Annotated in this window: 24 protein-coding genes and 1 tRNA gene; 4 read left to right on the forward strand and 21 right to left on the reverse strand. The window is 53.6% G+C overall.

What is annotated here, in order from left to right; genetic code table 11:
• Position 1: 1 nt before the first annotated feature.
• The 7 genes from AC222A_RS07215 to AC222A_RS07245 all read right to left on the reverse strand — a co-directional run bounded on the left by AC222A_RS07215 (position 2) and on the right by AC222A_RS07245 (position 4,435).
• Complete coding sequence (locus AC222A_RS07215; protein WP_372763716.1) at positions 2–1,351, reverse strand: DNA recombination protein RmuC; 1,350 nt, start codon at positions 1,349–1,351, stop codon at positions 2–4.
• Positions 1,352–1,436: 85 nt separating this feature from the next.
• A complete protein-coding gene (locus AC222A_RS07220; protein ID WP_486774801.1) occupies positions 1,437–2,000 on the reverse strand; it encodes an NUDIX hydrolase in 564 nt (187 codons plus the stop codon).
• Positions 2,000–2,476, reverse strand: coding sequence for a flavin reductase family protein (locus AC222A_RS07225; protein ID WP_372750684.1), 477 nt, complete (start codon positions 2,474–2,476; stop codon positions 2,000–2,002). The genes AC222A_RS07220 and AC222A_RS07225 overlap by 1 nt, the downstream gene beginning before the upstream one ends.
• A gap of 116 nt (positions 2,477–2,592) precedes the next feature.
• Complete coding sequence (moaE, locus tag AC222A_RS07230) at positions 2,593–3,054, reverse strand: molybdopterin synthase catalytic subunit MoaE (RefSeq protein ID WP_372763715.1); 462 nt, start codon at positions 3,052–3,054, stop codon at positions 2,593–2,595.
• Positions 3,055–3,056: 2 nt separating this feature from the next.
• Positions 3,057–3,305, reverse strand: a complete 249-nt coding sequence (locus tag AC222A_RS07235) for a MoaD/ThiS family protein (protein WP_486774802.1) — start codon at positions 3,303–3,305, stop codon at positions 3,057–3,059.
• The gene (gene moaC, locus AC222A_RS07240) at positions 3,302–3,784 is read right to left on the reverse strand and encodes a cyclic pyranopterin monophosphate synthase MoaC (protein ID WP_372763713.1); all 483 of its coding nucleotides are present in this window, start codon (positions 3,782–3,784) and stop codon (positions 3,302–3,304) included. Before moaC ends, AC222A_RS07235 begins: the two co-directional genes overlap by 4 nt.
• Positions 3,785–3,787: 3 nt before the next feature.
• Positions 3,788–4,435 carry an MBL fold metallo-hydrolase gene (locus tag AC222A_RS07245; protein WP_372750680.1) on the reverse strand — a complete coding sequence of 216 codons (648 nt, stop codon included), beginning with the start codon at positions 4,433–4,435 and terminating at the stop codon, positions 3,788–3,790.
• A gap of 378 nt (positions 4,436–4,813) precedes the next feature.
• Here AC222A_RS07245 and AC222A_RS07250 point away from each other — a divergent pair.
• Positions 4,814–4,901 (forward strand) — tRNA-Ser (locus AC222A_RS07250).
• 63 nt (positions 4,902–4,964) lie between these two features.
• Here the strand turns inward: AC222A_RS07250 and AC222A_RS07255 are convergent.
• The 3 genes from AC222A_RS07255 to AC222A_RS07265 all read right to left on the reverse strand — a co-directional run bounded on the left by AC222A_RS07255 (position 4,965) and on the right by AC222A_RS07265 (position 8,687).
• On the reverse strand, positions 4,965–6,320 hold the full coding sequence (locus AC222A_RS07255; protein WP_486774803.1) for a type IV pilus assembly protein FimV: 1,356 nt from the start codon (positions 6,318–6,320) through the stop codon (positions 4,965–4,967).
• A 159-nt stretch (positions 6,321–6,479) separates the two neighbouring features.
• A complete protein-coding gene (locus tag AC222A_RS07260; RefSeq protein ID WP_372780820.1) occupies positions 6,480–7,283 on the reverse strand; it encodes an enoyl-CoA hydratase in 804 nt (267 codons plus the stop codon).
• A gap of 78 nt (positions 7,284–7,361) precedes the next feature.
• Positions 7,362–8,687, reverse strand: coding sequence for an ABC1 kinase family protein (locus AC222A_RS07265; RefSeq protein WP_372798808.1), 1,326 nt, complete (start codon positions 8,685–8,687; stop codon positions 7,362–7,364).
• 228 nt (positions 8,688–8,915) lie between these two features.
• On the opposite strand from AC222A_RS07265, the gene AC222A_RS07270 reads away from it, so the two are divergent.
• The gene (locus AC222A_RS07270; protein ID WP_372749192.1) at positions 8,916–10,376 is read left to right on the forward strand and encodes a DUF3336 domain-containing protein; all 1,461 of its coding nucleotides are present in this window, start codon (positions 8,916–8,918) and stop codon (positions 10,374–10,376) included.
• Between the two features lie 26 nt (positions 10,377–10,402).
• On the opposite strand, the gene AC222A_RS07275 is transcribed toward AC222A_RS07270, so the two are convergent.
• The gene (locus AC222A_RS07275; RefSeq protein WP_372749193.1) at positions 10,403–10,828 is read right to left on the reverse strand and encodes a hotdog fold thioesterase; all 426 of its coding nucleotides are present in this window, start codon (positions 10,826–10,828) and stop codon (positions 10,403–10,405) included.
• 138 nt (positions 10,829–10,966) lie between these two features.
• On the opposite strand from AC222A_RS07275, the gene AC222A_RS07280 reads away from it, so the two are divergent.
• On the forward strand, positions 10,967–11,806 hold the full coding sequence (locus tag AC222A_RS07280; RefSeq protein ID WP_372749195.1) for a DMT family transporter: 840 nt from the start codon (positions 10,967–10,969) through the stop codon (positions 11,804–11,806).
• Here the strand turns inward: AC222A_RS07280 and AC222A_RS07285 are convergent.
• The 5 genes from AC222A_RS07285 to AC222A_RS07305 form a co-directional block, all read right to left on the reverse strand.
• Positions 11,762–12,688, reverse strand: a complete 927-nt coding sequence (locus AC222A_RS07285) for a DMT family transporter (protein ID WP_486774804.1) — start codon at positions 12,686–12,688, stop codon at positions 11,762–11,764. The genes AC222A_RS07280 and AC222A_RS07285 overlap by 45 nt on opposite strands.
• A gap of 293 nt (positions 12,689–12,981) precedes the next feature.
• Complete coding sequence (locus AC222A_RS07290; protein WP_372748622.1) at positions 12,982–14,724, reverse strand: sugar phosphorylase; 1,743 nt, start codon at positions 14,722–14,724, stop codon at positions 12,982–12,984.
• Complete coding sequence (locus tag AC222A_RS07295; protein WP_372748623.1) at positions 14,717–15,946, reverse strand: glycosyltransferase family protein; 1,230 nt, start codon at positions 15,944–15,946, stop codon at positions 14,717–14,719. The genes AC222A_RS07290 and AC222A_RS07295 overlap by 8 nt, the downstream gene beginning before the upstream one ends.
• The gene (locus tag AC222A_RS07300) at positions 15,947–16,711 is read right to left on the reverse strand and encodes an HAD-IIB family hydrolase (RefSeq protein ID WP_372758481.1); all 765 of its coding nucleotides are present in this window, start codon (positions 16,709–16,711) and stop codon (positions 15,947–15,949) included.
• Positions 16,712–16,765: 54 nt separating this feature from the next.
• Positions 16,766–17,230: an FKBP-type peptidyl-prolyl cis-trans isomerase gene (locus tag AC222A_RS07305; RefSeq protein ID WP_372748625.1), complete on the reverse strand. Its 465-nt coding sequence runs from the start codon at positions 17,228–17,230 to the stop codon at positions 16,766–16,768.
• A 266-nt stretch (positions 17,231–17,496) separates the two neighbouring features.
• Between AC222A_RS07305 and AC222A_RS07310 the strand changes: the two genes are divergently transcribed.
• Positions 17,497–18,195 carry a sterol desaturase family protein gene (locus AC222A_RS07310; protein ID WP_372748626.1) on the forward strand — a complete coding sequence of 233 codons (699 nt, stop codon included), beginning with the start codon at positions 17,497–17,499 and terminating at the stop codon, positions 18,193–18,195.
• A gap of 21 nt (positions 18,196–18,216) precedes the next feature.
• Here the strand turns inward: AC222A_RS07310 and pepN are convergent, their stop codons facing one another.
• Genes pepN through AC222A_RS07335 form a run of 5 tightly spaced genes read right to left on the reverse strand, consistent with a single transcriptional unit; the run spans position 18,217 to position 23,791 of the window.
• Positions 18,217–20,880 (reverse strand): aminopeptidase N, encoded by a 2,664-nt coding sequence (gene pepN, locus AC222A_RS07315; RefSeq protein WP_372748627.1) that lies wholly within the window; start codon positions 20,878–20,880, stop codon positions 18,217–18,219.
• Between the two features lie 43 nt (positions 20,881–20,923).
• Positions 20,924–21,751, reverse strand: coding sequence for a DUF2797 domain-containing protein (locus tag AC222A_RS07320; RefSeq protein ID WP_486774805.1), 828 nt, complete (start codon positions 21,749–21,751; stop codon positions 20,924–20,926).
• A complete protein-coding gene (locus AC222A_RS07325; protein WP_372758478.1) occupies positions 21,751–22,014 on the reverse strand; it encodes a YeaC family protein in 264 nt (87 codons plus the stop codon). Before AC222A_RS07325 ends, AC222A_RS07320 begins: the two co-directional genes overlap by 1 nt.
• Positions 22,015–22,072: 58 nt before the next feature.
• Complete coding sequence (locus AC222A_RS07330; protein WP_486774806.1) at positions 22,073–22,912, reverse strand: rhomboid family intramembrane serine protease; 840 nt, start codon at positions 22,910–22,912, stop codon at positions 22,073–22,075.
• Complete coding sequence (locus AC222A_RS07335; protein ID WP_372758995.1) at positions 22,913–23,791, reverse strand: NAD(+) kinase; 879 nt, start codon at positions 23,789–23,791, stop codon at positions 22,913–22,915. It lies immediately after the preceding gene.
• Between the last annotated feature and the right edge of the window lie 31 nt (positions 23,792–23,822).

Genomic DNA, 23,822 nt, shown 5'->3' on the forward strand with positions numbered 1-23,822 from the left:
GTTAGTCTTGTTCATTGGGAAGAGATTCAAGCTCTTCATCTTCTGAAGTATATTTACGCGGGAGGCTGCGCTTAACCTTGGCACCTAACTTTTCCAATTTCTCCACACGTCTGACCAGATTGCCTCGCCCTCGGCTGATACGATCCAGCGTTTTTTCGTAGGCTTCACGACTCCGGTCCAGAAACTTGCCGACATCTTCCAGTGAGCTCAGCATTAAAACAAACTGGTCGTGCAACCCGCCCGCCTCTCTGGCAATGGTCTCAGCATTGCGATTCTGGTGTTCATGACGCCAGATACTCTGTACTGTGCGCAGGGTGGCCAGTAGGGTTGTCGGGCTAACAACGATAATATTTTTCTCATAGGCGACTCGGAACAGCTCAGGGTCGCTATCAAATGCCGCCATAAAGGCCGACTCAATCGGAACAAATATCAATACAAAGTCCAGCGTATTGATGCCTTCTATATGCTCGTAGGATTTCAGGCTAAGGCCATCAATATGCTGCTTTAGTGAGCGAACATGAGCTTGCAGTGCCGCCTTTTTCTCCGCCTCTTCCTCTGCTCTCACATACTGTTCATAGGCAACCAGTGAAACCTTGGCGTCGATCACGATATCCTTGTCATCAGGCAAGTGCACCACTACGTCAGGCTGCAGGCGGCGACCATCCTGCTCGGTAAAACTGGCCTGAGTTTCATACTCATGACCTTTGCGCAAACCAGATTCTTCCAGCACCCGCTCCAGGATCACCTCACCCCAATTGCCGCGAGCCTTGCTATCTCCCTTGAGCGCCCTGGTAAGGTTGAGCGCTTCCTGGCTCATACGCTGGTTCACTTGTTGCAACTGATTGATTTGTTCTTTGAGTGAGCTCCGATCTCGCGTTTCCCGGTCGTAGATATCATCTACCCGAGTGCGAAATTCCTTAATCTGATCCCGAAAGGGCGTCAACAGCGACTCCAGCGTTTGCCGACTGGATTCGTTAAAACTTTTCTGCTTGTGGTCGAAGATGGTGTCGGAGAGCTGTTTAAACTGCGAGGTCAGCTGATCGCGGGCGCTATTGAGCACCTGCATTTTTTCCTCGTGCACTTTCGCCTGCTCTTCCAGGCGTGTCGTCAGCCGGGCATTTTCATTGGTTTGTTCCAGAATTTCCTGGCGCGCCTGAGTGAGCTCGCTGCTTAATCTCTGGCTTTGGGCAACGGCGGCTTCAAGCTTCACAGAATACGCGCTGGCATCAATTCTGGCAGCCTGTACCTCTGAATCTGACTGGCGCCGGCGTCTTAAGTCGCCTATTAACACACCGAGCAGCAATCCGAAAATCAATGCTGCTACCAGCATGGCTATTGTCTGTGTTGTCATAGTATCCCTACGCTGAACACCTTGGTTATTTGGTAGTTATTACCGCACGCACGCTGCGAATGCAGATAACCGTGGCGCGCGGGGGCTAGCGCTTGTTCCACCCGGTATGTTCGGCCCACAATGGCCCCGGTTGATCTATACGCACGGGATATTGACCGGTTTTCCGATCTTCCAGATATTCCATCAGTAGATCTGTGACCACGGGAAAAGCCAGCTCGGACCAGGGAATTTCATCCTCATCAAACAAGCGCACTTCCAAACTTTCCGGGCCGGCATCAAAGGCGCCATTTTTTAGCGTGCCACGATAAAATACATACACCTGGTTAATTCGGGGAATATCAAACAGCCGGTAAAGCGTCTCGCCCTGCACTTCGGCACAAGCCTCTTCCTGTGACTCACGCAGAGCACCCTGAAACATGGTTTCACCGTTTTCCATAAAGCCGGCAGGTATGGTCCAGAAATTCTTACGGGGCTCAATGGCGCGACGACAGAGCAGAATCTTATCGCCTTCGGTTATCAGGCAACCTACAACGACACGTGGATTCTGGTAGTGGATAGTATCGCAGTGATCACAAATATAGCGCAGCCGGTCGTCCCCTTCAGGAACCCTCTGCGCAACTGGTTTACCGCATTCACTGCAATAATTCATCAGCGCAACTCGCGATATTTCCCGGAAAAGAATACCAGTGGCTTGGTCTCAAAACTGTTGAGCATGGCCTGTACTTTGCCAACAAGAATCACATGGTCCCCACCTTCGTATCGCTGCCAGATATCACACTCAAAGGTAGTCAGTGCGCCTTTAATCACAGGCGTTCCGTGGCGACCCATCGTGTAGTGTTCTTTCTGCAAGGTGTGGTCGCCTTTCTTCGCATAGAAGTTCGAAAGCTGCATCTGGTCTTCAGCCAATATATTCACCGCATACTTTTTGGCTTTGGCAAATGCTTCAAAACACTCTGAATCATTTTGCAGACTCCACAGCACCAGGGCCGGATCTAACGACACAGAGGCAAAGGAGTTGACCGTCATACCAAATGGCTCATATCCGTCCGGATTGGCAGTAATTACGCACACTCCGGTGGGAAAGCGCCCCAGCGCATTGCGAAACTCTCGGCTGTCTAGACTCATGCTTATTCCTTATAATCAGGCAGGGTAAAACTCAGCATTATACACCGCTGCCTTTTTAAATTAATGCTCTGCGAGGCCGATGGCCCCGCAGAATGTGGCCGTAGAGGCCACCCAAATCAAGTAGACTGCCAACGATCCGCCGCGCTGTCGTCACTGCTGCGTGCGTCTACCCAGAACTCGCCCTGCGCGGTAATTTCCTTCTTCCAGAACGGCGCTCGTGTTTTCAGGAAATCCATGATGAATTCACAGGCCTGGAACGCCTCGCCGCGATGCGATGCCGCAGTCACCACGAGCACGATCTGATCCCCCGGTTTGAAGAGCCCTACACGGTGAATGACGGTAATAGCCTCCAGCGACCAGCGCTCACTTGCCTGCTGCGCAATGGCTGCCAGTGCCTTTTCAGTCATCCCCGGGTAGTGCTCGAGATGCATTGCCTCCACCGCTCTCCCGTCATTGTTGCTGCGCATTACGCCAACAAAATTGACGACCCCACCAATGGTATCCGCCATCGCAAGCACGCGCTGGACTTCAACGCCTACGTCAAAGTCTGCTTCACCAACGCGAATTAGCGGCTCCACAGCTAACCTCCGGTCACCGGCGGATAAAACGCAACCTCGTCACCAGGTTGAACAACCTCATGCGGTGCTGCGACCGCCTGATTCACCGCCGCGATCACATTTTGCGCGCACAGGTCGGGCTCCCACTCTGGGTGCCTGACAATGATCTGGTCACGTAAATCCTTTAACGAGAGCGGCTCCTGAACGGGCCACTCGAGAGAGCCGCAGACTAAACTTTCACGCAATTTGGCAAAAAACAAAACCTTTATCATGGCACTGCCTGCCAATGGCCCGAACGGCCGCCGAGCTTTTCCAGCAATCTGACGTCGCCGATCACCATTCCCTTATCAACTGCCTTGCACATATCATAAATAGTCAGTGCCGCCACCGAAGCGGCTGTCAGCGCTTCCATCTCCACACCGGTCTGCCCGGCGAGCTTGCATACCGCCTCTATGCGAACGCAATTTTCCTCTGGCACGGGTGACAGCTCCACTTTAATTGAGCTAAGCATCAGTGGGTGGCAAAGCGGAATAAGGTCTGCACATTTCTTGGCGGCCTGAATACCGGCGATTCTTGCAACGGTGAGAACATCGCCCTTCTTATGCTCTCCCTTTACAATCATGCTCAGGGTTTCAGGCTGCATGGATACCGTGGCTGTCGCCCGGGCTTCACGCTGGGTAACCGCCTTGTCGGTAACATCGACCATCTGGGCATTACCCTTGGCATCTATATGCGTCAGTTGATCACCCATGGCTCACCCAAATCGCGAATCTGAAACAAAGGGGTTGGTGCGCCGCTCCTGACCAAAGGTAGAGGTGGGACCATGCCCGGGAATAAAGGTTACGTCATCGCCTAGTGGCCAGAGCTTATCCTGAATGGAGTTTATCAGTGTATCGTGATCACCCATCGGAAAGTCCGTGCGCCCAATCGAGCCTTGAAACAACACGTCGCCCACGATGGCCAGACGAATCCCCTCGTGAAAGAAGATGACATGCCCCGGCGTATGGCCGGGACAGTGGCGAACCTTGAGGGTCTGCTCACCGACAGTTACCGTGTCACCCTCTGCCAGCCACTGATCCGGCACAAAAGCCTCGGCGCGGGGAAAGCCTGCCATCTGGCACCATTCGGGAAGCTTGTCGATCCAGAAGCTGTCTTCTTTATGCGGCCCAACAATGGGTACGCCATACTCTTGGCGCATATCATCGGCCGCTGCGCAATGGTCCATATGCCCGTGGGTTAGCAAGACCTTTTCCAAGGTTCCGCCAAGCTGCTCCAAGCCCTGCTTGATGCGTTCCACGTCACCACCGGGATCAACGACCGCAGCCTTGCCTGTCTGTTCGCACACCAGAATACTGCAATTCTGTTGGTAGGCCGTGACCGGCACAATCGCACATTTCAACATCGTAAAACACCTTCAAATCAAGCCCCCAGCTTACCACAGCACCGCTTGGCGGGCAGCCGCATTGGCGAAACATGAAACGCATATTGCCATTTTGGCCGCATTTCTATAGAGTAGCGGCCCTTCTCGGGAAGGCTGTAAACAACTGGCTCTCAGCGCCGGAGCAAGGGAGCCCGAAAGGGCGATAACGAGCGCGCAGGCGTGCGAATTTGGAGCTCGTAAAAAAACCACATAGTACGCTGATGTTTCATCTGGTGAGGTGTCCGAGTGGCTGACTCGGAGGTATCACCGGAGAGAGCGCCCCAAAGGGCGATAACGAGCGCGCAGGCGTGCGAATTTGGAGCTCGTAAAAAAACCGCATAGTACGCTGATGTTTCATCTGGTGAGGTGTCCGAGTGGCTGAAGGAGCACGCCTGGAAAGTGTGTAAACGGCAACGTTTCGAGGGTTCGAATCCCTCCCTCACCGCCATAAACTAAAACGCCCGGCAGTTGCCGGGCGTTTTAGTTTATGGCCTACAAATATTCGCCTGAGTTAATTTTTTCTCAGCATCGACGCAAAATCCGCCTGGCGGTTCCGCCGACCACCCACCCGAAAACTTGGGCCACTGCGATCCCTGTACATAATATACCCAAGCACCAGCGACATGCCGAGCGCCAACCAGCCCATCGAACGGAAGAGATAAGCAGGGGTAGTCAGATCTGCCAACACCGGCGGTACGGAAGCAGTCACCGGCAAATTTTCCAGCGACAGCTGCTGCCCAGCAACGAGCTGACTCTGCTGCTCAATCAATGCCAGCGCTTCAACCAACTGCCGCTCCAGCTCTGCAACTCGCTGCTCATTCAAAACAACCTGTGATTCGATAGCATCACGTTCGGCGACCGGCGACACACTGAGTTCCGGCGCACCCTCATCCATGCTCGGGACCGGCTCGACGGGCAGCGAAGCCTCGACCAATAACTGCTCGCCGGCTAACACTTCCGATGCACCTAATTCAGCTACTAACGACGGCTTTGTGTCGACGACTGATTCGGAACCCTTCTCTAGTGCAGGTGCAGCCGCCGCGTCATTCTCAGCACGGCCAGCAACCTTCTGGTGCTCACCTGCCACCAACCGATAGCCCCCGTCAGCCGTTAACAGAAGTCTGGTGTCTGAGCAGGCTTCTGGCACAGTTAAGAAGTAGGCCTCTTTCAACCGATCAGGCCGCCCTGAAATAAAAGCGCCTGGGTTTTCCTGAAACAGCGCGGCCATCCACTGAGCATGACTGCCCTGGCGTTGATCACTGATATCTTGCGCCAGCTTCCAGAGCGAATCACCTCTCACAACACGGTAACGGCCGCTGTCATAATCTGCCGCTGCCTGCTCTGGCGGCATCCGTGGCTCAGCCCTAACTGGCACTGCCTTTACACTGCTGACATCAGCTGCCACAGCGCCAGAACCTACACCAGGTTTACCGACAGCCTGATTGACGTTGGCAACGTGTTGGGCTGGTTTGGTGGTGTGTATTGCGGGCATATCGAGCAGTACGGTGTATTCGCGGCTCAGATGTCCACTGGGCCACCGCACTTTCAGGGTAAACGCGAGATAGGGCTCCATGACCGGCTCGTTCGAACGCAGTCGTATAGATTGCGTAGCAGGGTCATAGTCGACCTCATACTTGCTGCCCACCATCGCGTCCAGAGGGGAGCCGGAGACTGCGTCATTGAGTGCCGAAAGGGCTATTCGTAGATCATCCCCTGTCATTCCACTGAGATGCTGTACAGGAATACTCAAATCCAGCGGTGAGCCAAAATGAGAACGTACCTGAGCTTCTCCCAGTCCGAGGGCGTGTCCACGCCCCCCCACCATCAGCAGGGCTGCGATCGCTATGTACGTCAGGTAACGCGACATGATTGTGCTCTTGTGGCTTGAATGGTGACTTTAGCGCTAAAAATCACCAGTTACCCCCAAGAGTAGCGCAAGCTACCACTAATTCCTAGGTGTGCCATAGGGCATTCTGGGGTGAATGCCCTATACGGCCGCATGCGCAGGCCAAAGCAAACCAACTGACTAATCCTTAAATTCGGGCGCCCTGCCCTGTTTTCTGGCCTTGATCGCCTCTTCAAAGTTCTGCGTCGTCATCCGCACAAACAGCTGAGCATGCCCTTCGTGGTTCATGTGCGAATGCCTGCTTCCGGCCTCCAGACCTGCCCACAACATTTGCTTGGTCAACTCCACACCCAACTGGCTGAAACCAACAATTCTCTCGGCCACCGAATAACACTCATCGAGCAGGGACTCATGTGGGACGGCTTTTGATACCAAACCAATAAGATCGGCCTCTGTCGCATCAACATCCCGGCCGGACAACATAATTTCGAAAGCGCGACTCGACCCTATTGCCCGGGGCAACATATAACTGAGCCCCAGCTCCGCCGCAGTCAGACCATTATTGATGCCAGCCGCGCGAAAATACGCTCTCTCGGAGACGACCCGAATATCCGTAGCCATTGCCAGACAAAAACCACCACCAATGGCTGCGCCGTTAATGGCGCCGATCACCGGCTGATGCATATCCTGCAGCGCCTTCACTACGTCATCGAGAACTTTCATCGCGCGGCGCGCTATACCGGGCATGGTGAGACCATCAAAGATTGACATGTAGCCAGGATCTTCCAGATCGGCACCCGAGCAAAAGCCCTCTCCTGCGCCGGTCAGGATGACAACCCGGGTATCATTGTCAAAGCTGACTTCTTCCAATGCCTCTTTTAGAGGGACCATGACATCGAATGCCATGGCGTTCATTCGCTCAGGGCGATTCAGGGTAATACGGGTGACGTGCGGGCGGGGCTTATCAACCAGAACAAAAGACATGGGATTGGCCTGTTAGTTTTATCGGTGCCGCCATTGAAGACCAGCCAGCACCCGATTTCCATTAACAGGCGTACAGTATTAGTGGTAGAGGTTTACCCGATCGTCGCCGAAAATATTGGCGCCCGGGGCAAGCAGATCCATATAGCGATCAAAATACAGGAACTGCTTTAGCAACAGGGTAAAAGAACGCGGGAAGCGGATACCATAATCTTTGGCAATAGCACCCAGCTCCGTCATTAAGTTCGTCACCCCATCCGGCTCTGCGCCACCATTACCAAGCAAGTACTCAGGCTCCATCGCATCCAAGCGACTAAACAGGCGCTCTATATCTCGCGCCAAAGCGGCGACATCCACTTCACTGCGTGTGACGCCGATAGCCAGCATCGATTCCGCCATGGCCTGATAATCCTGTTCGTTTACCGCCATGAAGAGCCTGAAGGTCGCCTCCCAAACGCTCGGTTTGATCCGCCCAACCATACCAAAATCAATAAATCCCACTTCGCCAGTTTTCAGCAACATCAAATTGCCACTGTGCAAATCTGCATGAAAGAAGTCGCATTGAGTTAGGCTGGCAAACCAGGTGTTCATGGCATTGAAGAGGCTTTCTGCCGGGTCATGCCCCGAAGCCTTGAGAGCCTCCATGTCCGTCAGCGCCACGCCATAAAATCGCTCCATAGTCAGCACCCGCTCATTACTGGCCTGTAAGTAGGGCTTTGGCACCACCACCATCGAATTGCTGGACTTGGCAAGAAAACGGTCAAATTGGATCAGGTTGTCGGCCTCTTTGACAAAATCACACTCATCGAGCATTGCCTGAAACATCTCCTCGACCAGGTCGGCAATCGAGCCCCTATCCAGATTCGGCACGATCCGCTCAAACAAGCGGGTTACGAGGTATACCGCATTCAGGTCAGTGGTGAGGGTGGCGCGCACACCGGGTTTTTGCACCTTGACCACTACGTCTTCGCCCGTGAGCAGTTTTGCCGCGTGAACCTGGGCAATCGAGGCTGAGGCTAAGGGTTCCGGGCTGACATGGGCAAACACGCGATCCAACGGCTTACCCAGATCCTCCTCAATAATGGCCTTTACCTTACGAAAGGGTATCGCTGGCGTCTGATCCAGGCACTTCTGGAACTCATCCACGTACTCTTTGGGAAAGATAGAGGGTGAGCTGGCAATAAACTGACCAAATTTGATATAGGTCACACCCAAGGTCTCAAACAGCTCTCGCATCTCTGCCGGTGACGGCACACGCCAGTTATAGAGCCATTTCACCGCTTTGGGATAGACGGCAGCGAAGGTTTGCAACATACGCACCGAACCGCGCACCCCTAGCTCCGCGAGTTGCATGGAGCGCCGTCTTTGAGAGTACTTTTGGGGCATAAAAACCGGGTCGTCAGCCATACCTCGTCCCTGATCCTGAACAAAACGGCAATTATACGCGAGCCCTCCCCAAGATGAGAGGGAAAACTGAGCTGCAAGGGCCATATTCACACGATGGAAACATATATTTGCGAGTGTGCCATCTGACAACATCAGTAAGTGGGGCCGCTATGAATCAGCTGATAGACGCTCTACAATGTGGCCACTGTCAATTTATATGTGAATCAGGAATCTATGGTGCAGCTACCGGTGAGAAGACGTAAACAACTCGAAGATCGCATGCGCAATGCCGAGAACTACGAGCAATGGTCTCAGGCCGCCCAGGCTTACGATGAACTGGTTGGACTGGCTCAGTGGCGCAAAATGGACCAAACCCGGCTATACGACCATGTGTCCATCCGATACCGCCTAGACCGCCTGCGCGCGCTGCGCGCCCGCCATGATGACATTGGCCTGCTGTTCACCCTGAATGAGGGCATTCACGGCAATATGGGCGGCATGGGCAAAGCTGCCGTGCACTCCCGCTCCAAATTTGGCACCAAGGTGCTGATAGAGGACTATGTGGATGAAATTGCCAGCGCCCTGACACACATTGCCAACACCGACAACCCAGACATCAGTTTCGAGGACAAGCTCGACTTCTTTAATCGGGCCAGCCAATGCTATGGCCGCTCAGCGCTGATGCTCAGCGGCGGCGGTGCACTGGGCTTCTACCACATTGGCGTGGTCAAAGCCCTGCTGGAAGAAAAGCTACTCCCCCACGTGATTTCCGGCGCCAGCGCCGGCTCACTCGTCGCCGCCGTGCTCGGCACGCACACCGACGACGAGATGGAAAAGTTCATGGATCCCAAGAACCTGGCGTTTGAAGCACAGCAGGAAGCCAGCTGGTTCAATCGCATGTTCCGCGGAGCCCGCGCCAACATCGACATTCACGACCTGCAGAATTTGATAAGCCGTCTGATTCCAGACATGACCTTTGAAGAGGCTTACAAGAAAACGGGACGAGAAATCTGTATCTCGATTGCCCCGGCTGAGCCGCACCAGACCTCGCGTCTGCTAAATGCCATTGCCTCACCCAATGTTTATATCCGCTCGGCTGTACTCGCCTCCTGCGCGGTACCCGGCGTGTACCCACCGGTCAGCCTTCAGGCTAAAAACGTTTACGGTGACAGCCAGCCATACCTGGCCTCACGCAAATGGATCGATGGCTCGATTTCGGATGACCTGCCGGCGAAACGACTGTCACGCATGTACGGCGTGAACCACTTCATCGTCAGCCAGGTTAACCCCGTCGTTCTGCCGTTTATCAGCCGTAAAAAGAAGCGCGGAGGTCTGTCTACCCTACTGACCGGCGTCGGTCGCTCGGCTTTGACCGAAGTACTCGATGCCCAGCGCTTTATATCGCAAAACTATTTACGCGATATGCCTCGCGTCAACATGGCGCTGAACAGTATGCACAGCCTCGCCAAGCAGGAGTATTCGGGTGATATCAATATCGTACCGAGCTTCCGTTTTTACGATTTGCGCAAACTGCTCGCCAAATTGTCGGAAGAGGAGTTATTCGGCCTGATGCGTGAAGGTGAACGGGCAACCTGGCCCAACCTTGAAACCATTCGCACCTGCACCAAAATCAGCACTGTGCTCGATAACATTCTGGAAGATCTTCAAGATCTCGAAGTTGAGGCCGTACGCAAAATCCAGGGGCTGTAACCAGCCCCCAACCTTCGAATTTACGGTTACTTCTTAGGCGTTTTGACGACTACGGTTAGCCGGGACACACATACCAATCGCTGCTGCGCGTCGTGAACCTGAGTTTCCCAGACCTGCGTGGTTCGCCCCATATGTAATGGCTTACAGGTACCTGTAACCACACCCTCCGTCGCCGACCGCAAATGATTGGCATTCACCTCCAGGCCAACAACCATCGAGCCCGGCGCCGCCGCCAGAAAGCCGCCTACACTTCCCATGGTTTCCGACAGCACGACCGAAGCCCCGCCGTGCAGCAGGCCAAAGGGCTGCCGGGTACGATTATCCACTGGCATGGTGGCCCTCAAGTAATCGTCGCCAATTTCAATAAACTCAATACCCAACACAGTGGCGAGGCTGTCACCCTGCATGCGATTTAGGTCGTCAATTGTTGCCGGCTGCTTCCACACAGACATCACTTCACCTTACACTTCACGCTACAAAGACCCAATTGTAAATTTCAGCCCGCCGCATGACGCCCCCCGATCTGCGCACAAAGGCTGTGCAAGGAAAACAACATTACTACTGGCAATCCAAGACAATTTGCGCTCGGTATCTCACTCGGCATTCTAACGGTATTCCTCGGCAGCACTGTTGCTGCGGCCGGCAAACACCTCAGCGGACAGGTTCACATCTCCGCTATTGTTCTGGCGCAATACCTGATCTGCTTCCTATTGGTGTTGCCCTGGTGGCTGCGCAACGGCAAACGCGCGATAGTCACCCAACGGCCATTGCAACACGCCATTCGCGGTATTAGCGGCTGCGCGTGTTTCTATACGTACTATCTGGCGATGCAATATATGCCACTGGTCGAAGCGACCCTGTTTCGGAATACGGCGCCACTGATGGTACCAATGGTCATACTCGTCTGGTATCGCAACGCCATCCCCACTTCACGATTGTTGCCACTGATCATTGGCTTTGCCGGTGTACTACTGGTACTGCGCCCCACTATCGACGGCATCAGCCCATGGCAGTTGGTAGCTCTCAGTTCCGGGCTGGGGCTGGCCATCTCAATGGTCAGCACGCGTGAGCTTGCCCGCACCGAACCAGAAAGCCGGATACTGTTTTACTATTTCAGTATATCCCTGCTGTTTGTATTGCCGTTTTTCGTTCTTCACTACCAACCTATCCCCGAAGCTGCGCTGCCCTGGCTGCTGTACGTCGGCGTGGTCATGTATGGCACGTTTGTGATCTATACCAAGGCTTTCTCCTATGTGCCCTCGTCCATTCTGGCACCCACCAGTTACTTTGCCCTGGTCTTCGCCGGACTACTCGATTGGTGGATCTGGGGTGCGGTTCCCGACACCCCAACAGTTCTCGGCATTGCGCTTGTGATTAGCGGTGGCCTACTGATGCTGCGCAGTCCCAGCACAGCCGCTGACGACAACTGACATGCGCCTGCGTTTCAGCAGGCCGGGCACCACCTCGTAGATTGCCAGCCCCAACAAAATCATAAGGCTGCCGAGCTTTAGTGCATCATCAACCATCTCGCCGGCATAAAGCACGCCCAGCGTCATGGCCAGCGCTGGAGTGATCAGCGGCACCAGCCCAACCAGTTCAAACGGCAGCGTGCGCAGCACATAGTAAAACGCCATAAAACCGACAATTGATGCCACGACCGCAAGATACACAACGGCCCAGGTGGCGCTATTGGGGGCAATTTTCGGCACATTTCCATCACTAACCTGCCAGCACAGTAACAGCCCAGGCAACGCAAATATCATAGCGCCAAGGCTCTGCTCCAGAGGATCAATCGTCGAAGTATCCATTCGTTTGAGCAACACATTACTCAATGAAAATGTGAAGGTGGAGCCAAGCATAAGTAATATGCCCCGCCACGCATCAGCATCCAACGCAAACTGATTCGCGGTGATCACCAGCAGCCCTGCCAGCGCGACCACCAGCCCCAACATCCGCAAGGGTGTAAAGGGGTTCTGTCGCAAAACAAAGATGGATAAGGCGCCCATAATAAACGGCGCGGTTGCCATCATTACCGACACCAACCCCGAAGAGATATAGCCGGTTGCCATGTAAACCAAAGGCATATTCGGAAAGATACCCAAACTCGCTACCAGGTAGGCTTTCCAGTGAGTCCGTTTCAGGCTACTACCGCCACGAAACAGCGCAATCAAACAGCAGGCGATGGCACAGGCTAGCAAAAATCGCAGCGAAGCCGCCGCCATTGGCGCGTAATATTCACTGCTCAGTTTGATAGCGAGCGGTGTTGTTGCCCAAACGGCAATCACAATCAGGTAAGCCAGCGGCGGCCCCATGTTTTGGTTCTCCTGTTGTGCCGGAGAAATCTGGAGCCTGAAACAAAAAAAGCCGCAGATTTCTGCGGCCTTTTTGAATTAGGGGTTTACCTCATCCAGACACGCAGCCAAGCCTCGCCGGGCACACCAGCCAGCGAATAGCACTAAACGTCATAAGATGAAGTGGATACATGTGATCTCAGATCAGAAAGTTGAGTAACACCGAGAATCCTAAGCTACCTTTGGGCGGGGCACAAGCACTAATAGCGCAAAGCGATGAGTGCGGCCAACAGCCAGAGCTTGCATCGCCACGACTACAAGCCTGAATTACTGATCCAGACACACTGATACGGCGCAAGCGATAGCGTACCGCGTAAATCCTCAATAGCGATACCGCTGAGCAGGTCAAACCAGGCATCCGTTCCGATGAGGTTCAACTCTGTCAGGCTGACTGTCTGCTCTTGTCGGGAAATATTGTGCAGGGCAAATATGCTTTGCCGTCGGTCAGCACTCTGCCGCCAGAAAGCAAAGACCTGATCATTGATGTGCAGCGTATATTGTGTGGCATTGGGGTGAAATGCGGGCTGCGCCTTGCGCACACGAATCAGGCGCTGCAGCGCCTCGAAGATCTGGCGATGCGTGGTGTCATCCGTTATCGCAGTTTGCAGCTCGTCCCACTGCCATTGATGACGATTGATCGCGCGGTTATGACTAGTATTTTCTAAACGTTTGTAATCGTTGCGCGTACCAAACAGGCTATGAATATAAAACGCCGGTATACCTTCAAGCGCCAACATGATCGCATGCGCGCAAAGAAAACGCGGCACTGCGAACTCGTCCTCCCCCTGATGAGTTCCGCGCAAGGCATCAAACAAGCTCACATTGAGTTCATAGGGGCGGTTACCGCCATCTTCCAAGGCTCGCCACGAAATCTTAGCGCCGAAAGACTCGACACTGGTTACCAACTGCGACAGTTCCTCGTCGCTCAGCAGCCCCTCCGCAGGGCGTAGACCAATACCATCATGGGACGCAATAAAATTAAGGTAGGTAGTACCATGCTGAGCAGGCGGCATGCTCATCAGCCAGGTTTTCAAGTGGCTGCAGTCTTCACTGAGAAGGCTGTGCAGAAGCAACGGCGGTAGTGAAAAGTTGTAAACGATATGCGCCTCATTGGCATTACCGAAATAGCTCAGATTTTCCCTGTTAGGAATATTGGTCTCGGTAATAATAACTGAGTCGCCGCGGTAGTGTTCACACACTGTTCGAATCAAGCGCACGATCTCGTGCGTTTGCGGCAGGTTAAGGCAATTGCTACCTAATTCCTTCCACAAAAAAGCTATTGCATCCAAACGCAGAATGCGTACGCCGCGATCCAGGTAGAGCTTGATAATTGAAAGGAATTCAAGCAGCACGCTGGGATTACCAAAATCAAAATCCACCTGATCGTGACTGAAGGTACACCACACATGCTTCAGGCCACTCGCAGTTTCCGTAGGCCGCAATAAGGGGCTGGTGCGCGGCCGCACTACTGCAGTGAGATCATCTTCCGGAGAGGCTTCATAAAAGAAATCGGCACCAACACCTTCGCCCTTCTTAAAGTTTTCAAACCACAGGCTGCGACTGGAACAATGGTTGATAACACAGTCGGCCATTAAGCTGTAGTTTCGCGAGATTGCTTCGATATCTTCCCATTCACCTAGTGCGGGGTTTATCTCCACATAATTGATGACGGCAAAACCGTCATCGGAGCTGTAGGGGCAAAACGGCAGAATATGCACACCCGAAATTGCACCCTGCAAGCGCGTATCAAGAAATTCCTTGAGCACCTGCAAGGGAGGGTCAGGCGCCCGCTGAACGCTGTCACCATAGGTAATCATCCAGATATCGGATTGATCCCAGTGATTACTGAAGGGCTCGGGACCAAACGTTGTGTCATTAAAGCCAAACAAGCTGACAATCCGCTCGCGCAACTCAAGCGCCCGCGCTTCACCGTAAATAAACGACAACTGACTGTCGAGTGTGGCCGTCAGCAAGCCAAAATCAGTCTGATTAGTCACGCCCACCAAACTCCCGTCGATCAGCCTCAACCGCTTCACGCAGGTCACACAGAATGGACGGGATGGCACTGACAACCCGGTTCCAACTGGGAATAAACGGCGTTTCCATCGGGTTGTCGAGAAAGATATTCCCCGCTTTTACAATATTGCCGGCAAACAGCTCCACCGCTTGCTCTTCGCGATGTATATCCAACTGCAGACCATTCATCAACGCGTCGTTGTTGTACATCTCGACAAAATCCAGCGCCATGCGGTAATAGGTAGCCTTAATGGAGCGGAAGGTTTCGTTGGAAAATACTACGCCATTGATTGCTAGCTTTCGGAAAATGGCTTTGGTGATATCGATAGACATTTTCGACAAGCCGCCACTATCGTCGTGTTCTGACAGATCCTGGTGTTTGTGATCGTAGCGATCCGCAATATCCACCTGACACAGGCGATTACAGGAATAGTTACGGAAGACTTCCGACAACAGCCCGATTTCAAGCCCCCAGTCACTGGGAATGCGCAGGTCACTGACAACGTCTGCCTGCATGGAGAATTCACCGGCCAGTGGATAACGAAAGCTATCCAGATAATCCAGATATTCCATATTCGGGTAGATTTTTTTGAGCGACCGGATCAGCGGCGTCACCAGCAAGCGGCTCACCCGACCATTGATCGTTTTGTCGGTGACCCGGGCGTAATAACCTTTACAGAATTCGTAGCTGAATACCGGATTAGCTACCGGATAAAATAAACGCGCCGGCAGCGAACGGTCATAGGTGACGATATCGCAATCGTGCAAGGCTATCGCTTTGCCCCTGCCTGAAGCCTGCACATACCCCAGACAATACCAGGCATTGCGCCCCTTTCCTGCCTCCTGCGGCGCCAAGCCTTCCTGCTGCAAGCGCTGATCAAGTGCTTTCAGGCGCGGCCCATCATTCCAGAGAATTCTGTGGTGTTGCGGCAACCGGCCAAAGAAATCGATGGCCTGTCGAAACTCGTCCTCGCTGGCCCGATCAAGCCCAACAACGATTTCGCTCAGATAGGGAACCTTCTGCAAATGTTGGACAATGTTCTCCAGCGCCTCGCCCTGGAGCTCGGAAAAGAGGCTCGGTAACACCAGACTCATCGGCCGGGTGTGAGAGAACTGACACAACTCCGCCTCAAGCGCCTCCAGCGGCCGATCCACGAGATTGTGCAAGGTGGCTATGCTGCCGCTCTGATAAAAATCGCCCACTTAATCTCTTCCCCATTGATTGAGAATATCTGTCATGGCCTCGGCCCACCCTTGCGGACCATAGTTGTCGGTATGTATTGCTACGACTGACGATGCCGGTTCCAGCCGGCGGTCAGAATAAGAGCGAATACACACGGCAATATCGGCCTGCTCGAGCATGGCCAGATCATTTTCGCTATCCCCGAGCGCCACCACCGGGCCACGATTGTCAGTATAGTAGTGCTGTATTAGTTGTTGCATAGCCAGCCCCTTATCGCAGCGCCCCATCACGTGAACAAAGCGCCCTCCACGTAAACACTGCAATCCCCGTGCCTTAATCCATTGCGCAAAATCAGCAAGGCGTTCTGGGGTATCTTCCCAAACAACAGGCTCGGTAAATTCACGCGCCATCGACGCCTGCGCCTGGGCTTCGCTGAGCCCGGTGTGCTGAACCACGTCCTGAACAGACATATCAGCATAGCCAGAGAAACGGTAACCCTGAATTCGTGCGTCGCCCAACGCGCTCAACAACTCGACGCGAGGCACCCCAAGCACCCTACAAGCTGATTGATCCGCACTGTAGATAGCAGAGCCGTTTTCAACCACAAACGGGGTCTGCAGGCCCAAGGCTCGCTGCAAATCGGTGAGCTCCGCGCGGGTTTTACTAGTATTGAGAATAACCGGGATATGGCGTCGGGCCAGTTCGGCCAGCACCGGGCGTGCGGGGTCAAAAGAATAGGAGTGGTGATCGAGGAGCGTACCGTCGAGGTCGGTAACAACAATCATATGGTCTGGAATTGCCGCCACAACGTTGTGTGGCGGCACCCTGTCAGTATCACGTCAGTGGGCGTGACCGTGTTCAATCTCTTCGGCAGATGCTTCGCGAACCGATTCGATGGTTACGTCAAAGTTCAGTACCTGACCTGCCAGCGGGTGATTCCCGTCAACCAACACAGCCTCGTCAGTAACCTCACGAACCACGACCATCTGGGCCTGACCACCTTCACCCTGAGCTTGGAACTGCATACCGGGCTCAATACTTTCTACGCCCTGGAAGGCTTCGCGCGGAACCTGTTGCAGCAGCTCGGGATTAAATTCTCCGTAGCCATCTTCCGGCTGAACAACCACCTGCAGAGAGTCGCCTTGGCCTTTACCCACCAGTTCATTTTCCAGACCGGGAATGATGCCGTTGTGGCCGTGCAGATAGGCCAGTGGCTCGCGGCCATCTGAGCTATCCAGAGTCTGGCCGTCTTCGTCCGTGAGCGTGTAATGGAAGGAGACGACACAGTTGTTTGCGATTTTCATAGTAACCTCATCAATGAATTAGCCCTACAGGATGCCAGTTTGTGGGCCTGAGGTCACGGAAAAGCCCCCACAATCGGGCAATTTGACGATATTTGAGCCATCTCCCGGAAACGGGCCAAGGATGTAGCAGGGTATTTTTGCACCAAAATAGCGCAAACCGCACCTAAAGGGGCAGATACACCGCCAAACTGGTAAATATGTATTTTACTCTTCGTAAATGTATGTTTACATAATTACAGGGTAGCGATTAAAGAAAGGAGCGCACCATGACCTACAACTGGCAGGCCACTCTGATACTGCTGGCGACGCTGACGCTTGTTACCGTCATCGGTAATAGACTGGTGAAGCAGGTCCGCGCCTTTGATGGTATGCGGGCAGTCAATCGCGAGGAAGACAAACATAAAATTGCGAAGGACAAATACCCCCCAGTAGTCGCCTCCACACGCAAAATCGGCGCAATTACCAATCTCGTGTTCTACTCAACCATGGTGCCCTTTATCGTGACACAGCAGCCTCAGCCGCTGTGGAAGATCGCGCTGGATTGCGTCGCGATATTAATGGTGTACGATTTCTTTTATTACCTGACCCATCGTTTTGTATTTCACGGCAACGGCTACTTCCGAAAAATACATGGACTGCATCACCAGGCTCGCCATCCAACATACATCGACGCCTTCTATGTGCACCCGCTGGAAACCTTTATCGGTATCGGCCTGTTTATGGGCTCTGCCGCGCTGCTGGGTATATTTATGGGGCCCTTTCACATAGCCACGCTGGCATTTTGTGTCTTGGTTTTCCAGAACCTGAACGTAATTAACCACTGCCATATTCGCATGGATCACTTTCCAGGAAGACTGCTGAGCTGGATTTCAGTCAAGCACGCCAATCACCACAAAGACATGCAGCAGGGTAACTATTCGACTATTACCCTGCTCTACGACAAGCTGTTTCGAACGTTTGTCTAACGTGCCGAAATGCCCTGGCCGCTACTCGGCCAGGGATTTGGAAACCACTTCGTACACGTCACGCGAGAGACCCGCACAAGCTGCGATGCGCTCCAGCTCCGCTTTCATCAAAGCCTGCTGTTCAGGCAAATATTTTTGCCACTTGGACAAAGGCCCAAGTAATCGTGCGGCAATTTGCGGATTGATGCTGTTCAGCGCGATAACCTGATCGGCCAGAAAGCGATAGCCAGCGCCATCAGTCTGGTGGAAGTTGACCGCGTTCTGTCCGCAAAAAGCACCAATTACCGCGCGCACCTTATTCGGGTTACGAATTTCAAAGGCCGGGTGATTGAGCAGCTCGTGAACCCGCGTCAGCGTGCCCGGACGACTGCAGGTAGCCTGCACCTGGAACCACTGGTTGATCACCAAGGGTTCATGCTGCCACTGCTGGTAAAACTGCTGCAGCGCCAGCGCCTTTTCCTTTTCGTAATCACTGTTCAACAAGGCCACCAGTGCCGACAAACGATCTGTCATATTGTCGGCGGTCGCCAGCTGCTCTAGGCAGAGCTGCAGGCTGTGCTCATCGGGCAACAGCATCAGGTATTGCAGACAGAGGTTTTTCAGGCTGCGACTCGCAATCTGTTCCGCCGTCGGTTGGTATTCACCCTGGGCCATCGACAGGCGACGATAAGTAGCCAGTAATTCGCCTTTGAGGGCGATCGCCAACTCGAGCCTCGCCTGCTGCCGGGCCGCGTGGTTGGCCAGCACATCAACCGGCTGCATCAACTCTGCCAGATAGCCCTCACTGGGCAAGGTCAACATGAGGGCCACCATCGCCGGGTCGAGAGACTCATCGCACAGCAGGCTTTGACCTGCGGTTATCAGACGACTGTCCAGCGCGCAGCCTTCTCCCTTGCGATGGGCGGCGATCATATCTTTCAAGGCAAGAACGCCCAGCTGCTGAGAGGCTTCCCAGCGGTTAAACCCATCAGTGTCCTGCTGCATCAAAAACAGCAGGTCATCCCGATCGTAGTCATAATAGAGCTTGACGGGTGCTGAAAATCCGCGCAGCAGGCTGGGCACCGGGGCTTCTTTCACCTGCTCGAAAATAAAGGTCTGCTCCGGCTCGGTAACATGCAACACCGTGTGGGTATTGTCGGCGGTTTCAGTATCAGGCTGCACGCCGCGCAAGGTTAGTGGCAGTGCACCTGCGTCACCGAGCAAGCCCATCGCCAGAGGGATATGGAAAGGCTGCTTCTCCTTTTGTCCTGGCGTTGGTCGACAGTTTTGCTTAACCGTTAGTGCAAAGGTTTCTGCCGCCGCATCATAGTGTCCAGACACCTCAAGTTCTGGCGTACCGGCCTGTGAATACCAGTGTCGAAACTGAGTCAGATCTATCCCGCTGGCTTCCTCCATCGCCCGCACGAAATCCTCACAGGTCACTGCCTGACCATCGTGACGCTCAAAATACAGGTCACTGCCCTTGCGAAACTGTTCCGGCCCCAGCAAGGTATGAATCATGCGCACCACTTCCGCGCCTTTTTCATAAATGGTCACAGTGTAAAAATTGGAAATTTCCATGTAAGAATCCGGGCGAACCGGGTGTGACATAGGGCCGGCATCTTCAGCAAACTGCGCGGTGCGCAGTAGGCTTACGTCCTCTACCCGTTTGACGACGGGCGACCCCATATCCGCCGAAAATTCGGCGTCGCGAAATACGGTAAAACCTTCTTTAAGGCTTAGCTGAAACCAGTCTCTACAGGTGACGCGGTTACCAGACCAGTTGTGAAAATATTCGTGAGCGACGACGCCCTCAACGCGCTGAAAGCCTGCATCGGTAGTGGTTCCGGGGCTAGCCAGCACGCAGGAGGTATTGAAAATATTGAGACTTTTGTTTTCCATCGCCCCCATATTGAAATCATCAACCGCAACAATGTTGAAGATATCCAGGTCGTATTCGCGGCCGTAAACCTCCTCATCCCAACGCATCGCGTTCTTCAATGAAGTCATCGCGTGGTCGCATTTATCAACATCTTTGGCTTCCACATAGATGTGTAAATCAACCTTGCGGCCACTCATGGTGACGAAACTATCGCTTACCCGTTCGAGATCACCTGCCACTAGGGCAAACAGATAGGCTGGCTTTTTAAATGGATCTTCCCACACCGCCCGGTGACGACCATTGGCCAGGTTTTCCGTGGCGACAAGATTGCCATTGGATAACAGCACAGGATAGCGTGCCGCATCCGCATCGACGGTAACCGTGTACACCGACATCACGTCGGGGCGATCCAGGTACCAGGTGATCTTGCGAAAACCTTCGGCCTCGCATTGGGTGCAGAACATACCACTAGATTTGTACAAACCTTCAAGCGAAGTATTGTTGTGCGGCTCTATACGCGTGGTACAGGCAAGCTCGAACTGTGCGGGCACGTCGGGTATTGTCAGTGTTTCACCGTTAATCTGGTACGCACTGCCGCTCAAGGCCGAGCCGTCAATTGACAACGACACAAGTTCCAGCTCAGCGCCGTCGAGCTGCAAGGCAGCCTTGTCAGAGGGTGCTTGCGGATTGCGCCGCATCGCCAACCGTGAATGCACCAGGGTATGCGATTCAAACAGTTCAAAATGTAAATCGGTTTTATCAATCAGAAAATCAGGAACACGATAATCTTTCAGGTATATGGTGGTCGCCTGTGCATCACGCATGATTGAACTCCACTGTTAACGCACGAAAAGGTAGTCTGCCAGTTTATTCGGACAGGCTGAGTCGATAACCGCCGTATTTACGCATATTGATCACACCGGTATCGAGGATAAGGTATTGCCCCTTAATCCCCATCAACGTACCTTCAACCGAGGGTAACTTGTCGAGATTAAAGGCTTTTACTTTGGCGGGATACGCTTCGACAGGGAAGCGAATCTGGCATTCTTTCTCATTGAGCGCCGTTATGGCTGATTCACCATAACGGGCCTGCAATTCCTGTATGTCGGTCTCACATTCGGCCATCAGCCGCTGCGCCTCAGCCACCAGATCAACCGGGTCGGGTTCGCTTTTCAGCATGGCTTGCCAGCTGGTTTTATCCGCCACATGATTTTTGAAGACAGTTTCCACCAAACCTGATTGCAGCCGGTTGCTCACCCGAAAGATCGGCAAGGCCTGAGTCGCGCCCTGATCTATCCAGCGGGTCGGAACCTGCGTCCCGCGGGTAATGCCCACTTTGACCTTGGAGGTATTGGACAGGTACACGATGTGGTCTGTCATGCAGTGGGTCTCGGCCCATTCAGGTTCTCGGCAGGTTCCCTCAAAATAATGACACTTTTCCGGGCTCATAATGCAACTGTCGCACTGCGCGAGCTTTTGGAAACAGGGGTAGCAATAGCCCTGACTAAAACTCTTCTTGGTTTTCCGATCGCAGTGAACGCAGTTGATCACCCCGTCAAAATCTATTTTTAGTCGTTGACCAATGCGCGTGTTCATATCCAGCAATTGATCACCCAGAGGTAATTGATAATGGGCAGTGCCCTCAACCAGCTCGGTACGCATTTTGCTGATATTGCCTTCGCCGACTACGCCCATTACTGATCCGCCCACTTCAAGATGCTGGTCGCCGCGTCATCGTCACACAGCTCCCCATCAGCTTTGCTACCACGATCGATATAGCCCACCCGCTGCTCTTCAGTCAGGTTGCGTAGATCATAGGTAATCACCGCCTCCATACAAATTTCGCGCTGTTCTGGCGACAGGCGACGACCATCTGGCCATTTGCCAATTTCTACCGCGCGCTTGAGGGCAGCGTGGATTTCCGGCGTCATGGCTTTGAGCATTTCATCTACATTCATGGGCTGTCTTCAGTTGTATGCTTTCAATTGCGAAAAGAGGGGAATTATATCAAAGCCGTCAACGCGCAGTGAGAGTGCGCAGCACGATGGCCGCGACTGCCACCACAATGCCGCTGACAAGCCCACCAAGGTGGGCCGCATTGGCAATTGCGCCCAATCCCACCATCTCGGTAAAGCCGACCATACAAATAAATAGCCAGGCCAACATGAAAATAACGATCCCTTTGGGTAGTTCGTAGGCAGGGACCGGCGCGAAACGTTGCCAAACAACGATATAGCCCAGATAGCCATATATCACGCCAGACATGCCGCCAAACAGCTGCCCCGGGGTATACCAGACCTGAGCCAGATTGGACGCGACGCCGACTGCTACTGTCAGCAGCAACAGCCACAGACTGCCCTGCTGAAATTCAATGCGCCGACCCAGCTCCCACACCCACAGCGCGTTGAAGGTGATATGCAAAAACCCAAAATGCAGGAACACCGGCGTAAACCAGCGCCAATACTGCCCCGGTGCCTCGCTTAACAGGTAGCCGTTGTCCACCGCGCTCAGCTGGTAGTAACTCAATACAGACGATAATTCCGGGCTCAGCGACGTCAGGCCAGCACCAATAATACTGGCTACAATCAACAGCAGTGTTACTGGCAGAAAGGCCTTGGGGTGTGCGGGACGATCTTGTGCGCGGCTCTCTCCCGCTATCGCACCAATCTCCAATTCTCCGGCCAAAAAGCGCTCGTAGAACGCTCGAACCAAAACCGCAGACTCCCTATCCATCACCCAGACGACCTGCTCTCCCTGCTGCTCACTAATCTGATGAGCTACGCCCTTGTCGATCAGGAACACCGAGAGCGGACGCAGATCCTTGGAAAGAGGTGCGCGAAGTGCTTCTAGATTCATCTATTGCCCCAGCTTCCCGCCCCAACCCAGCTTATCGCGACAACTGGCATAAAAGCTGTGACTCGACGGGTGAATCATTGTCATCTTATGGGGCTTTTTACGCACGTAGACTACGTCGCCCGGCCGGGTCGGGATAATCTCCTGACCATCACAAGTCACCGGTGCCGGGAGTTTGTTGTCCGCCAAAATCACGATTTTTATTTCGCTTTTGCCATCGACCACAATGGGCCGACTACTGAGGGAGTGGGGAAACATCGGCACCAGGACAATGGCGTCGAGCTTCGGGTGCATAATCGGACCACCACCCGACATGGAATAAGCGGTGGAGCCCGTCGGGGTCGAAATAATCAATCCATCAGAGCGCTGACGATAGACGAATTCACCCTCAATGTAGAGGTCAAACTCCATCATATGCGCTGAGGTACCCGAATTTACCACCACATCGTTGAGTGCTTCTCCAGCGCCTACTGGCTCACCATTTCGCGTCACTTCAACATCTAGCAGGAAGCGCTTTTCCTTCGTGTAATGACCGTCCAACACGGCGCCGATCTGTGCTTCCAGATCATCCGGTGAAATGTCTGTCAGAAACCCCAGCCGGCCGCGGTTAATACCCAGCACTGGCGCAGGCTGCTTGGACAAGGTGCGTGCAGCCCCCAGAAAACTACCATCACCGCCCACGACAATGACCAGATCACAAATTTCCCCGATCATTTTGCGTGGACTGACACGAAGCCCGTGCTCAGGCAACAGGCGCGCGATATGTTCGCCCAACACAACCGTCAGATCGCGCGACTGCAGAAAGCACACCAGACGTTGCAAGGTCTCTGCAACACCGTTACCTTCACGTCCTACAATGCCGATATTTCGAAAGGTTTCCATAAAATTGGTCATTTCACCCCGGCCCGCCAGT

This window comes from Litorivivens sp., assembly GCF_057445395.1.